Genomic DNA, 13,820 nt, shown 5'->3' with positions numbered 1-13,820 from the left:
ATGAGGCCGAGCCCATTTCCTGGAGAGCACCTGTGAGCAAGTCACCTCGCCCGGTCGTCCTGATCGCCGAGAAGCTGGCGCCGTCCGTGCTGGATGTCTTCGGAGACGAGGTCGAGGTCCGTCACGTCGACGGCACCGACCGCCCCGCCCTGTTCGCCGCGCTCGCGGAGGCGGACGCGCTGCTCGTGCGCTCCGCCACCCAGGTCGACGCCGAGGCCCTGGCCTCCAGCACCAAGCTCAAGGTCGTCGCGCGCGCCGGTGTGGGCCTGGACAACGTCGACGTGGACGCCGCGACCGCGCGCGGTGTCATGGTGGTCAACGCGCCCACCTCCAACATCGTCTCGGCCGCCGAGCACGCCGTCGCGCTGCTGCTGGCCGTGGCCCGCCGCATCCCCGAGGCCGACGCGAGCCTCAAGGACGGCAAGTGGAAGCGCAGCGCCCTCGGCGGCGTCGAGCTCAACGGCAAGACCGTCGGCGTGGTCGGGCTCGGCAAGATCGGCCAGCTCTTCGCCAGCCGCATCGCGGCCTTCGGCGTGAAGCTGATCGCCTACGACCCCTACGTGTCCCCGGCCCGCGCGGGTCAGCTGGGCATCGAGCTGGTCAGCCTGGAGACGCTGCTCGCGCAGGCCGACGCGATCTCCATCCACCTGCCCAAGACCCCGGAGACCAAGGGCCTCATCGGCGCGGACGAGCTGGCCAAGACCAAGAAGGGCGTGCTGATCGTCAACGCCGCCCGCGGTGGCCTGATCGACGAGGACGCGCTGGCCGATGCCGCGCGCACCGGCCAGATCGGTGGCGCGGGCGTCGACGTCTTCGTGACCGAGCCGACCACCTCCAGCCCGCTGTTCGACCTGCCCAACGTCGTGGTGACCCCGCACCTGGGCGCCTCGACCGCCGAGGCGCAGGACCGCGCGGGCACCGACGTGGCCCGCTCGGTCGTGCTCGCGCTGCGCGGGGACTTCGTGCCGGACGCGGTGAACGTGCGCGGCGGCGGCATCGTCGGCGAGGAGGTGCGGCCCTACCTGCCGCTCACCCAGAAGCTCGGCGCCGTCCTGTCGGCGGTCAGCTCGCGCACCCCGGCGACGCTGGACGTGCAGATCCGCGGCGAGCTGTCCAACGAGGACGTCAAGATCCTCCAGCTGGCCGCGCTGCGCGGGCTGTTCGCCGGTGTGGTCGAGGAGCAGGTCACCTTTGTCAACGCCTCCTCGATCGCCGAGGCGCGCGACGTCGCGGTCGAGCTGACCACCGAGCCCGAGAGCGCCAACCACCGCAGCCTGGTCACGCTGGTCGCCGTGCAGGCGGACGGCACCCGGCTCAGCGTCTCGGGCACGCTCACCGGCCCGAAGCAGGTCGAGAAGCTGGTGGAGATCAACGGCCGCAACTTCGACCTGCGCGCCGAGGGCAACGTGCTGCTGCTGGAGTACCCGGACCGCCCCGGCGTGATGGGCACCGTCGGCACGCTGCTCGGCGAGGCGGGCGTGAACGTCGAGGCCGCGCAGATCAGCCAGACCACCGACGGCGCGGACGCCACCATGCTGCTGCGGGTGGACCGCCCGGTCGACGTCACCGTGCTGGAGCCGATCGGCGCCACCGTCGGCGCCAAGATGGTCCGCTCGCTGTCCTTCGAGTAACACCCGACCCACCCACGAGGGCGGCTTCCCACTCGGGGAGCCGCCCTCGTGCTGTTGAGCCGTCAACGACATCGCTGGTCAGCGCGGTTTTCACCAACAGGTGAACCGACTCGTGTCGATATTGCGCCCCAAAGCGTTATCGAGGGCGGTAACTCGGTGACTTAAGTGAAAACGTTCGTCGCCCCGTCACTCTAATGGAGTAACATCCGCGACATTCTTCCGAGTTAAGTTCCCAGCCGAGGTCAGACCAGGCGCCGTTGAGGGCACGGTGCCACGCCGGGATTCCCTCGCTGCCACGCGGGGTCGAGCCGCTCGTGCAGGCGGGCGCGCACGGCAGGGTCGGAGATGACCTCCAGTGAGGGCAACAGTGAGTTCATCCCGGGTTCGCCTGTCGGCGACGCGGTCCGCCGCAGCGGTGCTCGCCGCTGTTCTGGCGGTCGGCGTCACCGCGGGCACGGCCGGCGCCCAGGCCCCGATCACGCAGGACCCCCTCGCGAAGGGGGTTCCGGCTGCCAAGGGCCTGTCCGCGAAGTCGTTGCAGCAGAAGGTCGAACCGCGTCTGGCGGCGGCCAACGGCAAGGTGACCGCGTTCATCGAGCTGGACAAGGCTCCCGCCGTGGACGCCTTCGCCGAGACCGAGCGCAAGGGCGCGGGCAAGCAGCAGGCGAAGGCCGCGGCGCAGCGCGCCAAGGACGACACCAAGAAGGCCGCTGACTCCGTCGTCGGCCAGCTGCGCTCCCGCGACGGCGGCACCCGCGAGCTGTACCGCACGACCAACGCCGTTCCCGGTGTCGTGGTCCAGGCGGACGCCGCGAAGATCACCGAGCTGGCCTCGCGCAAGGACGTGCGCTCCGTGCGCACCGTCGTGCCGAAGTCGCGCGGCAACTCCAACGCCGTGCAGCTGACCCGGGCGTTGCAGACCTGGAAGTCCAACGGCGTCCTGGGTGACGGCGTCCGCGTCGGCATCATCGACGACGGCATCGACTACACCCACGCCACCTTCGGCGGGCCGGGCACCAAGGAGGCCTACGCGGCGATCGACCGCGACAAGGCCAACCCGGCTGTCTTCCCGACCCCGAAGGTCGTCGGCGGCATCGACCTCGTCGGTGACAAGTACGACGCGACCGGCCAGAACGGCTCCATGACGCCGGTCCCTGACCCGAACCCGATCTCCTGCGGCACCCACGGCACCCACGTCGCGGGCACCACGGGCGGCTTCGGCGTCAACGCCGACGGCACCGCCTTCAAGGGCGACCACAACAAGCTGACGGCCAAGCAGCTCAACGAGATGCGCGTCGGCCCGGGCACCGCGCCCAGGTCGCTGCTGTACTCCATCAAGGTCTTCGGCTGCGACGGTTCCACCGACGTGACCTCGCAGGCCATGGACTGGGCGCTGGACCCCGACGGCGACGGTGACTTCACCGACCGCCTCGACGTGGTCAACATGTCCCTCGGCAGCAACTTCGGCGGTGCCGACGACCCGGACAGCCTGTTCGTCCGCAAGCTCGTCGCCAACGGCGTGCTCCCGGTCATCTCCGCGGGCAACGGCGGCGACCTCTACGACGTCGGCGGCTCCCCTGGCAACACCCCCGAGGCGCTGACGGTGGCGAGCAGCCGCGACGCCTTCGTGCTCCGCGACGGCGCCGAGGTGGCCGCCCCGAACACCCTCGTCGGCGTGAAGGCCGGTCAGTACAGCCAGGACTACGCGAAGTACGACACCCTCGACCTGACCAAGCCCGTCGTGGCGCTCTCCGCCGCAGACAACAAGGACGGATGCCTCGCCTACTCCGCCGCCGACAAGGCCGCGGTCGCGGGCAAGTTCGCCTGGCTGGAGTGGGACGACAACGACGCCACCCGCAAGTGCGGTTCGGCGGCCAGGGCCAACCAGGCCGGTGCCGCGGGCGCGCTCGGCGTGGTGCTCTCCTCCAACCTGGAGGACTTCGCCGCGGGCATCGCGGGCAACGCGACCGTGCCGATGTTCCAGTTCACCGGCTCGGTGACAAAGGCGCTGCGCCCGGCCCTGACCGCGGGCACCCTGGAGGTCAAGCTCGGCGGGTACCTGCGCTCCAGCGTCAGCACCACCTCCCCGGCGATCAACGACACGCCCAGCACCTTCACCTCGCGCAGCGTGCACAGCAAGATCGTCAAGCCGGACCTCTCCGCGCCCGGTGACACCATCGCCTCCGCGCTGTCCGGCTCGGGCAACCAGCCGCTGGTGATCAGCGGTACCTCGATGGCGGCTCCGCACACCTCGGGTGTCACCGCACTGGTCCGCCAGGCGCACCCGGACTGGACGCCGGAAGAGGTCAAGGCGGCCGTCATGAACACCGCGGGCATCGAGGTCCGCACCGGCCCCAACGGCACCGTCTACGCCCCGAACCGCGTCGGCACCGGCCGCATCGACGCCAAGGCCGCGCTGGACAACCAGGTCCTGGCCATGGTCACCGACGACCCGGGCGCGATCAGCGCGTCCTTCGGCGCCGTCGAGGTCTCCGGCCCGCTGTCGCTGACCAAGAACATCAAGGTCGTCAACAAGGGCGTCAAGCCGGTGGAGTACCGCACCTCCTACCAGGCCGCGACCACGATCCCCGGCGTCAGCTACGAGCTGTCCGCGCCGACGGTGAAGGTCGGCCCGCGCGGAGTGGCGAACTTCAAGGTCACGCTGAAGATCACCGACCCGGCCGCGCTGCGCAAGACCGTGGACTCCACGGTGGCCACCACCCAGCTCGGCGTGGCGCGCCAGTTCCTCGCCGACGCCTCCGGCCGGATCGTGCTGACCCCGTCCAACGGCGCGGTCGTGCCGCTGCGGCTGTCGGTCTACGCCGCGCCGAAGCCTGCCGCGGACATCCTCGCCAAGGACACGCTGCTGTTCCAGCCCGGCCAGGAGCAGGGCGTGCTGAACCTGACCGGCCGCGGCGTGAACCAGGGCACCGGCCCGCAGGCCTACCGCTCGCTGGTCAGCGTCCTGGAGATGCAGGCCCGCTCCGACCAGCTGCCCGACTGCGGCGGCTCGGTGACGAGGAACTGCACCATCAACGAGACGGCCAAGGCGGGCGACCTGCGCTACGTCGGCGTCGGCTCGACCGCGCCGCTGGCCAAGATGCAGGGCAAGCCGCAGGACGGCGTGCTCGCCTTCGGCCTGGTCAGCTGGGGCAACTGGGCGAACCTGGGCAGCAACACCCAGCCGTTCGTCAGCATCGACACCACCAACGACGGCAGGCCGGAGTTCGAGACCTTCGCGACGAAGCTCACCGGCTCCGACGTCTGGGTCGCCACCACCGTCGACCTGCGCAAGCCGCTGCCGACCGGTGGGTTCACCACCGTCGACATCCAGCCGATCAACGGCCAGTTCGGCGACGTGGACACCAACGCCTTCGACAGCAACGTCGTCGTGCTGCCGGTGACGCTGAAGGCGCTGGGCGTCAACGGCGAGAGCCCGTCGGCCAAGCTGACCTACCGGGTCGGCGTCGCCGGCTACTACCGGGCGCCGGGTGACACCACCGGCACCATCGACCAGATCGCCACCCCGCTGACCTTCGACCCGCTGAACCCGGGCCTGTGGGTGCAGGGTGCGGGCGAGCCCGCGCTGAGCCACCTCGCGCAGCCGGGCACCGCACTGGTGGTCAACCGGGACGCTGCGGCGCAGGCTGCCGACAAGTCCGAGGGCCTGCTCCTGCTGCACCACCACAACGCGACCGGCAAGCGGGCGCAGGTGGTCGGCGTGAAGGACGTGAAACTCGGTGGGGCTGCCCCGATCGGGCGTCCCGGCGGTCCGCAGCGCCGGTGAGCTGACCTGATCGGGTAAAGATCACAACAGGGGTGCCCGGGGTGCGATCGCACTCCGGGCACCACTGCGTTGTGGACAGGAAGGGTGCGCAGAGCAGGCATTTGCCTAATGACGGAGTGCTGATCGTCCCCTCCGTCGTGGGTCCCACGACTGGAGATACCCGATCGGGTGTCCCGCAGTACGGGAGAGATGACTTGAGTTGCGCGTCGAAAGTGCAATTAACACCTCCGGTGCCGGTAGCCTTCGCGCCATGACAGGCCCCGATTCCCCGGGGTCGCACTCGCAGGAGGTGTGTGCATGCGGCTCGCGGTGATCCCAGGTGACGGGATCGGCCCCGAGGTGATCGCCGAGGCGCTGAAGGTGCTCGGTGAGGTCGTTCCGACCGCCGAGATCACCCGATTCGACCTTGGCGCTGCTCGCTGGCACTCCACCGGCGAGTTGCTGCCGGAGTCGGTGCTCGGTGAACTGCGCCAGCACGACGCGATCCTCCTCGGCGCGGTCGGCGACCCCTCGGTCCCCAGCGGCATCCTCGAACGCGGTCTGCTGCTGCGGCTGCGCTTCGAGTTGGACCACCACGTGAACCTGCGCCCCGCGCGGCTCTACCCGGGCGTGCGCTGCCCGCTGGCGGACTCGCCGGAGATCGACATGGTCGTGGTGCGCGAGGGCACGGAGGGCCCGTACGCGGGCAACGGCGGCCTGCTGCGCAAGGACACCCCGCACGAGATCGCCACCGAGGTCAGCATCAACACCTCCTTCGGTGTCGAGCGCGTCGTCCGCGACGCCTTCGCCAGGGCGTCCGCGCGGCCGCGCAAGCACCTGACCCTGGTGCACAAGACCAACGTGCTCGCGCACGCGGGTTCGCTGTGGTCGCGCGTGGTGGAGGAGGTGTCCCTGCAGTACCCGGACGTCTCCGTGGCCTACCAGCACGTCGACTCGACCACGATCCACATGGTCACCGACCCCGGCCGCTACGACGTGATCGTCACCGACAACCTCTTCGGCGACATCATCACCGACCTCGCGGCCGCGGTGACCGGCGGCATCGGCCTCGCGGCCAGCGGCAACATGGACATCACCCGCCGCAACCCGAGCATGTTCGAGCCGGTGCACGGCAGCGCCCCCGACATCGCGGGCCAGGGCGTGGCCGACCCGACCGCCGCGGTGCTCTCCGTCGCGCTGATGCTGGACCACCTCGGTGAGTCCGAGTCCGCGCGCCGCATCGAGGCCGCCGTGGCCTTCGACCTGGCCACCAGGGACCACTCGGCCCCCGGTGCCACCTACGCGATCGGCGACCGCCTCGCGGCGCTGGTGTCCTCCAACGTGATCAGCCGCACCGGAGTCACCAGCAACACCTGATGCGCAAGCGCTGCAACGAGAACGGCCCCCGCGGGCAGCTGCGGGGGCCGTTCTCGTTGGGGGACGCACCGGCGTGGTCGGGGGCGGCAGCCGGTGCGGGCAGAGGCGTCAGCCGAGGGTGAGCGGGACCTCGACGGACTCCTCGTGGTAGCTGAACCAGGCTCCGCCGGTGGCGAAGTTGGGCACGTCGGCGACGGCGGCCTGGCCCGCCGGGGTCGCCAGGATCTCCTCCAGCCGCTCGCGGGTTTCCGCGTAGAGGCCGACGACCATGTAGTAGGGCGGCACGTCCCCGGCGACCAGCGGTTCGCACTTGCCGACGGTCCAGCCGGTGAGGCCCTCCATCTTCCTGGCGATGGGCAGGTGCACGCTCTCGTAGTACTCGTCGAAGGCCGCGGGGTCGTGCGGATGTCCATAGAGGACGGTCAGTCGGTACACGCCGTCACCCCTTCCTCGCGAGGCTCTTGAAGCCCCGCACCTGCTCGGTGATCGCGGTCTCGGTGGGCAGCCGCTCCATCGACGAGGCCCCGAAGAACCCGACGACGCCGGTGGTGCGGTCGAGCACGTACTGCGCGTCCTCCGGCTCGGCGATCGGGCCGCCGTGGCAGAGCACCAGGACGTCCGGGTTCACCTCCACGGCGGCATCGCGCATCTCCTGGACCCGGCGCACGCTCTCCTCCAGGGTGAGCGCGGTGCGCGCGCCGATGCTGCCCTTGGTGGTCAGCCCCATGTGCGGCACCAGCACGTCGGCGCCCACCTCGGCCATCGCCCGCGCCTGCTCGGCGTCGAAGACGTAGGGCGCGGTGAGCAGGCCCCGCTGCGCCGCGAGGCCGATCATCTCGACCTCCAGCGCGAAGCTCATCCCGGTCTCCTCCAGGTTGGCCCGGAAGACGCCGTCGATCAGCCCGACGGTGGGGAAGTTCTGCACCCCGGCGAAGCCGGTGTCGGCGATCCGGTCGAGGAACTTCGGCATCAGCCGAAACGGGTCGGTGCCGCAGACCCCAGCCAGCACCGGGGTGTCGCGCACCACCGGCAGCACCTCGCCCGCCATGTCCAGCACGATCGCGTTGGCGTCGCCGTAGGGCATCAGCCCGGCCAGCGAGCCGCGCCCGCCCATCCGGTACCTGCCGGAGTTGTAGATGATGATCAGGTCGACGCCACCCGCCTCGGCGCACTTGGCCGAGAGCCCGGTTCCCGCGCCCGCGCCGATGATCGGCGATCCACCGTCCACAGTGGACCTCAGGCGGGCGAGTGCCTCCGTGCGGTTCATCCGTTCCGTCCCCTTGACTGGATCAGCTCGTGCAGCCGGTGCGCCATGGCACCGGCGAACGCGGCGTCGTTGATGTGCTCGTCCCGCTCGATGAGCTCGACCGGGGACCCGGAGACACCAGCGCGCAGGGCGGCGAACAACGCGGCGTCGGCTTCGGGATCGTGGAAGGGCATGCCCTCGGCGTCGATGGCCGAAACCCCGCGCAGCGGCAGGAAGAGCGCGGTCGGCCCGGTCGCGGCGGAGAGCTTGGCGGCGATGCGCCCGCCCAGCTCCGCGGACTCCTCGCCGGTGGTGCGCATCAGGGTCACGGTGTCGTTGTGCACGTAGAGGGTTCGGTCGGCGAAGCGCCTCGGGACCGTTTCGGCGGGGCCGAAGTTGACCATGTCGAGCGCGCCGACGCTGACCACCTGAGGCACCTGGGCGCGGCCCGCCGCCTCGAGCCGGTGCGGGCCCGCGCTGAGCACTCCGCCGACGAGGTCGTCCGCCAGCTCGGTCGTCGTCAGGTCGAGCACGCCGCTGAGCAGGCCGCTCCCGGCGAGCGCCTCCATCGACCGGCCGCCGGAACCGGTGGCGTGGAAGACGAGGACCTCGTAGCCGAGCTCGTCGAGCACGCGGCGCGCCTCGTCGACGGCGGGGGTGGTGACGCCGAACATGCTGGCGCCGACCAGGGGCCTGCCGGCGGCGCCACCCCGTTGCCTGGCAAGCTGATGGGCATTCGCCATACTCGAAACAGCAGCCGCCGCGTTGCCCAGGACCAGCTCGGAGATCCGGTTGATCCCGGCGACGTCCACAACGCTGTACATCATCGTCACGTCCACGGCGCCGACATACGGCGACGTGTCGCCGGAGGCCATCGTGGACACCAGCAGCTTCGGCACGCCGACGGGGAGCTCCCGCATGGCCGCCGACGCGACGGCGGAGCCGCCGGAGCCGCCGATCCCGGCCACCGCGTGCAGCCTGCCCTCGGCGTGCAACCGCGCGGTGATCACCGCCGCCCCGCGCGCCATGGCCGCCATCGCGGCGCCCCGGTCCCCGGCGGCGCGCAGGTCGGCGAGGTCGGCGCCCGCGGCCTCCGCGACCTGGACGGCGGTCACATCGGGAGGTGTCGCGGGCTCTCCGAGCACTCCGGTGTCGACGAGCACGGTGGCGCACCCGCCCGCGCGGACCCGCTCGGCCAGCCAGGCGTACTCCTCGCCCTTGGTGTCGAGGGTGCCGACGAGCACGACGGTTGCCACGCCACCGACCTGCCTTTCTGGGATCGGGCGATGCGAGTAGCGCGTTATGAGAGCAGAGGGTGCTCCGAACGGGCGCCCGGCAACCAGGCCAATTCCATGGAGGTGGACTGCGAGTGACCGATCGTGTGCGTAGTGAAGCGATCGGTGCGCCCCGGCTCGTGCACCTGCTGGTCGGCTGGACCGACGGCGACGGGCCGCTGCACAAGCGCCTCGCCGACGCGTTGCAGCAGCTCATCGACACCGGCGAGCTGCCAGCGGGGACGCGGCTGCCCGCGGAGCGGACGGTGGCGGGCGCGCTCGCGGTGAGCCGGTCGACCGTCGTCGCCGCTTACGAAGCGTTGCGGGCGGCGGGGTGGCTGGCCAGTCGCCGGGGGAGTGGCACGTGGGTGCGCAGGCCCGGCGTGGACTACCCGGTGCCGGAGCCGCGTTCGCGAGGACCGCTCGGACTGGGGCGCCAGGGCTCGGTTCCCGCGCCGTTGACCGGAGCCGACCTCGCCGATCCGCCGGAGAGCATCGACCTGTCCACCGGAGCGCTGCCCGGCTTGCCGATGGTCGCCGAGATCGCGGCGAAGGTCGGCGCCGAGGACTACCGCGATCTGTTGCGCCACCACGGTTACTACGCGGCGGGGCTGCCGAGGCTGCGCGAGGAGCTCTCCGAACGCCTTGAACGGCGCGGTGTCGCCGCGCAGGGCAACGACCTGATCGTCACCAGCGGTTCGCAGCAGGCCGTCGAGCTGATCGCGCAGGGGCTCGTGCAGCCCGGCGACGAGATCGTGCTGGAGGAGCCGACCTATCGCGGCGCCCTTGAGACCTTCCGCTCGCGCGGTGCCAAGGTGATCACCGTTCCCGTGCGCACCGGCAGGCGCGGTCCCGGTGGCGTGGACGTCGACGTGCTGGAGCGGCTGATCGCGCGGCGCCCCAAGCTCGTCTACCTGTTGCCCACCGCGCACAACCCGACCGGCGCGACGCTCAACGTCGCCGACCGCCTCCGCGTCGTCCGCGCCGCCGCCGCGGCCGGAGTGCCGCTGATCGACGATGAGTCCACAGTGGACACTTCGCTGGTCTGGCCTCCCCCCGCTCCGTTGGCCGCCGTCGCCGCCGAGCACGGGGTCCCCGCGACGGTGTTCAACGTCGGCTCCCTGTCGAAGCTGTTCTGGGGCGGCCTGCGAGTCGGGTGGATCCACGGGCCCAGCGACCTCGTCAGCAGGCTCTCGCGCGTCAAGAACGCCGCCGACCTCGGCAGCTCGGTCCCCGGTCAGCTGCTCGCACTGAAGTTGCTCGCGCACACCGCCACCGCGCGCGAGCAGCGCAAGGCCGAGCTGTCCACCGGCCTCGCCGCCGCCGAAGCCGCCATGCAGAAGCTGTTGCCGGAGTGGGAGTGGGCGCGTCCGCTCGGCGGCGCCGCCCTGTGGGTCCGGGTGCCGAAGTCCGACACCGTCGCGCTCGCCGCCCGCGCTCGCCGCCACGGAGTGCTCGTCGTCCCCGGCCCCGCGTACTCCGCCTCGGAGGGCCTCCGCGAGTACCTCCGCATCGGCTACGCCGCAGGCCCCGCCGCCGTCACCGAAGGCATCCGCCGCTTGGCCGTCGCTTGGCGCGCCGGTCCCTGACGCAGCTCCGGGTTTGTGGGTCTTCAAGTCCAGCAAACCCACGCCATTCCGTTGTCCTTTCGCGCAGCCCAAGGGGTTTGTGGCGGTTAGCGACCGCGCTGGCGGGGGTTTGCCGGTCTTGAAGACACCCCAACTTCGGCAGCGCCAGGCTGTCCCGCCACCCTGACGTGCTGGCCCACCGCCCGCTCCGCCACCGCCCGCTCCGCCACCGCCCGCTCCGCCGCCGCCCGCTCCGCCGACGCCCGCCGCGCAGGCACGCGGTGTCCGCCAGGCCCGCGGTGGCCCCGCCCAAAGTCCCGTTTGGTGCGCTGAACTCCCTGAACGACCCGTTCGGTGCGTTGAGCGCACTGAACGGGTCGTTCAGTGCGTTGAAGTACCTGAACGGGTCGTTCAGTGCTCAACGGAGGGGGTGAGGTCCAGGATGTGGGAGGGGGTGTCCCGGTGGGTTGGATTGTGGTGAGGGGGTGTGGCAGTATCCGCGCCATGCTTTCGCAGCACCGCGTCATCTCCCAGGCAGTCATTATTGCCACGCGCGCCGGGTAACGAGCTCCAGCTCCCGGCGCGCCGACCTCTCGCATCCTGCGGGGGGTCTTTTTGTTTTGTCAGGCCCCTCGCAAGCAGGAACGAGGCACTCCCGTGAGCCGCACGACCCCGGCTGATACCCCGCTCGGCGACGACTTCCACGTCTACGACACGACACTGCGCGACGGCGCTCAGCGTGAGGGGATCTCCTACTCCGTGACGGACAAGCTGGCCGTCGCGCGGTTGCTGGACTCGGTCGGGGTCGGGTTCATCGAGGGCGGCTGGCCGGGGGCGATGCCGAAGGACACCGAGTTCTTCGCGCGGGCCGCCGCCGGTGAGCTGAACCTGCGGCACGCGGCGCTCGTCGCGTTCGGCTCCACGCGCCGCCCGGGACTGCGGCCCGACGAGGACCCGCAGGTGCGCGCGCTGGTCGACTCGCAGGCTCCGGTGATCACCCTGGTCGCCAAGGCCGACCGCAGGCACATCGAGCGCGCGTTGCGCACGGGGATGTCGGAGGCCGTGGCGATGGTGGGGGAGACCGTCGCGTTCCTCGTCGGCCAGGGGCGACGCGTGTTCCTCGACGCCGAGCACTTCTTCGACGGCTACGCCTACGACCCCGAATGCGCGCTGCGCGTGCTCTCGGCAGGGGTCGATGCGGGAGCCGACGTGGTCGTGCTCTGCGACACCAACGGCGGCCAGCTGCCTCTCCAGCTGGCCGAGACCGTGCAGGACGTGGTGTCCCGCACGGGTTTCCGAGTGGGCATCCACTGCCAGGACGACACGGCGTGCGCGGTGGCCAACACCGTCGCGGCGGTCCAGGCGGGGGCGACCCACGTGCAGTGCACCGCCAACGGCTACGGCGAGCGGACCGGCAACGCCGATCTGTTCTCCGTCGTGGGAAACCTGGTGACCAAGCTCGACATGCCGGTGCTACCCACCGAAGCGCTGTCCGAGCTCACCCGCGTCTCGCACGCCCTAGCGGAGATCGCGAACCTCGCACCCGACACCCACCAGGCTTATGTCGGGACGTCAGCATTCGCTCACAAGGCGGGTCTGCACGCGAGCGCGATCAAGGTGGATCCGGAGCTGTACAACCACATTGATCCGGTCACCGTCGGCAACGGGCAGCGGGTGCTGGTCACCGAGATGGCCGGTCGGGCCAGCCTCGAACTCAAGGCGAGGGAGTTCGGGCTGGACCTGACCGGCCGGCCGGAGACGGTCAACAGCGCGGTGCGCAGGGTGAAGGAACTGGAGGCGCGCGGCTGGTCCTTCGAAGCCGCCGACGCCTCCCTCGAACTGCTCCTGCGGCGCGAAGCCTCCGATGTGGACGGTGCGGAACCGTTGCCGGAGCCGCCTTTCCAGCTGGAGTCCTACCGCGTGGTGCTCGACCACCGCGGCGAGGACGACGTGGTGTCCGAGGCCACGGTGAAGGTCCACGTCGCCGGTGAGCGGGTGATCGCGACGGCGGAGGGCAACGGCCCGGTGCACGCGCTGGACGCCGCGCTGCGCAAGGCGCTCAGCCCGCACCTGCCGTGGCTCTCCGATGTGGAGCTCGTCGACTACAAGGTCCGCATCCTCACCGACCAGCACGGAACCGACGCCGTCACGAGGGTTCTCGTGGAGTCCAGGGACGGCAAGCGCGAGTGGACCACCGTCGGCGTGCACGGCAACATCGTCGAGGCGAGCTGGCTGGCGCTCTGCGATGCCTTGGTGCACAAGGCGATGACTCAGCGCGCGCTGACCTGGTAGCCCAGCGCTCCCGGGATGTCGCTCGCCTTCAGCACCACCTGGTCGGCCCCGGCGGCGCGCAGAGCGTCCGGGGCCACCAGGTCGGCGAGCCCGACAACCCGCATCCCGGCGGCCTTTCCGGCGAGCACGCCGGTCGTGCTGTCCTCGACCACCGCGCAGGAATGCGGCTGGAAGCCCATTTCGCGCGCCGCGTGCAGGAAGACGTCGGGGGCGGGCTTCCCGTTGGGCACCATCGTCGCGCTGAAGACCGCGTCGCCGAAGTACTCCGTGAGGCCGGTGCGGCGCAGGCGGAACGCGATCTCCGGCGGCGTGCTGCTCGACGCGACGCAGACCGCCGTTCCCGCTCCGGCGAGCGCGTCCAGCGCCTCGCGGATGCCCGGGACCGCGGTCAGCTCCACGGCCAGCCGCTCGTCCACCCGCGCGGTGCGCAGCGTCAGCAGCTCTGTCCGAAGTGGACGGCCGAGCGCCGATTCGATGTCGCTCACGCAGGAACTGGCCGAGCGGCCCATGTAACGCTCGACACACTCGGCGAAGCTCGTCGGCAGTCCCTCCTCGGTGATCAGCGAGGCGAAGACCTCGTTCGCGATCCGTTCCGAGTCGACCAGCGTGCCGTCGCAGTCGAAGATCACCAGCTCTGGGAGGCGCACACCCGGAACGCTAACCCGG

General features: G+C 71.0%; 10 protein-coding genes. 5 read left to right on the top strand and 5 right to left on the bottom strand.

Translation table 11 applies throughout. From position 1 onward, the window contains the following. The first annotated feature begins 32 nt into the window (after positions 1–32). Positions 33–1,631, top strand: a complete 1,599-nt coding sequence (gene serA, locus ABD798_RS30565) for a phosphoglycerate dehydrogenase (protein ID WP_344882478.1) — start codon at positions 33–35, stop codon at positions 1,629–1,631. Positions 1,632–1,873: 242 nt separating this feature from the next. Here the strand turns inward: serA and ABD798_RS30560 are convergent, their stop codons facing one another. Next, positions 1,874–2,008, bottom strand: coding sequence for a hypothetical protein (locus ABD798_RS30560; RefSeq protein ID WP_344882475.1), 135 nt, complete (start codon positions 2,006–2,008; stop codon positions 1,874–1,876). Between ABD798_RS30560 and ABD798_RS30555 the strand changes: the two genes are divergently transcribed. Continuing rightward, a complete protein-coding gene (locus ABD798_RS30555; RefSeq protein ID WP_344882472.1) occupies positions 1,999–5,418 on the top strand; it encodes a S8 family peptidase in 3,420 nt (1,139 codons plus the stop codon). The two genes, ABD798_RS30560 and ABD798_RS30555, sit on opposite strands and share 10 nt — an antisense overlap. Positions 5,419–5,715: 297 nt before the next feature. Further along, the gene (locus ABD798_RS30550; RefSeq protein WP_344882469.1) at positions 5,716–6,774 is read left to right on the top strand and encodes a 3-isopropylmalate dehydrogenase; all 1,059 of its coding nucleotides are present in this window, start codon (positions 5,716–5,718) and stop codon (positions 6,772–6,774) included. Positions 6,775–6,882: 108 nt separating this feature from the next. Here the strand turns inward: ABD798_RS30550 and ABD798_RS30545 are convergent, their stop codons facing one another. From ABD798_RS30545 to ABD798_RS30535, 3 genes are read right to left on the bottom strand one after another with little or no spacing between them, the layout of a single operon-like run. Further along, positions 6,883–7,209, bottom strand: a complete 327-nt coding sequence (locus ABD798_RS30545; protein WP_344882465.1) for an EthD family reductase — start codon at positions 7,207–7,209, stop codon at positions 6,883–6,885. Between the two features lie 4 nt (positions 7,210–7,213). Further along, complete coding sequence (locus ABD798_RS30540) at positions 7,214–8,041, bottom strand: phosphoenolpyruvate hydrolase family protein (RefSeq protein WP_344882462.1); 828 nt, start codon at positions 8,039–8,041, stop codon at positions 7,214–7,216. Then, positions 8,038–9,276: a Tm-1-like ATP-binding domain-containing protein gene (locus ABD798_RS30535; RefSeq protein ID WP_344882459.1), complete on the bottom strand. Its 1,239-nt coding sequence runs from the start codon at positions 9,274–9,276 to the stop codon at positions 8,038–8,040. The genes ABD798_RS30540 and ABD798_RS30535 overlap by 4 nt, the downstream gene beginning before the upstream one ends. Positions 9,277–9,389: 113 nt before the next feature. On the opposite strand from ABD798_RS30535, the gene ABD798_RS30530 reads away from it, so the two are divergent. Further along, positions 9,390–10,883, top strand: a complete 1,494-nt coding sequence (locus ABD798_RS30530; RefSeq protein WP_344882456.1) for an aminotransferase-like domain-containing protein — start codon at positions 9,390–9,392, stop codon at positions 10,881–10,883. Positions 10,884–11,519: 636 nt separating this feature from the next. After that, complete coding sequence (cimA, locus tag ABD798_RS30525) at positions 11,520–13,154, top strand: citramalate synthase (protein WP_344882454.1); 1,635 nt, start codon at positions 11,520–11,522, stop codon at positions 13,152–13,154. On the opposite strand, the gene ABD798_RS30520 is transcribed toward cimA, so the two are convergent. Further along, on the bottom strand, positions 13,133–13,801 hold the full coding sequence (locus ABD798_RS30520) for an HAD family hydrolase (RefSeq protein WP_344882451.1): 669 nt from the start codon (positions 13,799–13,801) through the stop codon (positions 13,133–13,135). The genes cimA and ABD798_RS30520 overlap by 22 nt on opposite strands. Positions 13,802–13,820 lie beyond the last annotated feature (19 nt).

It is taken from the genome of Allokutzneria multivorans, assembly GCF_039537405.1.
Classification (GTDB): domain Bacteria; phylum Actinomycetota; class Actinomycetes; order Mycobacteriales; family Pseudonocardiaceae; genus Allokutzneria; species Allokutzneria multivorans.
Note: the sequence above shows the minus strand (reverse complement) of the source record. Positions and strands in the feature narration are given on the sequence as shown.

What these genes read in the sequence shown, in the direction of transcription:
- ABD798_RS30540 (WP_344882462.1), bottom strand. Translation starts at nt 8,041, where the DNA reads ATGAACCGCACGGAGGCACTCGCCCGCCTGAGGTCCACTGTGGACGGT.
- ABD798_RS30550 (WP_344882469.1), top strand. Translation starts at nt 5,716, where the DNA reads ATGCGGCTCGCGGTGATCCCAGGTGACGGGATCGGCCCCGAGGTGATC.
- ABD798_RS30560 (WP_344882475.1), bottom strand. Translation starts at nt 2,008, where the DNA reads ATGAACTCACTGTTGCCCTCACTGGAGGTCATCTCCGACCCTGCCGTG.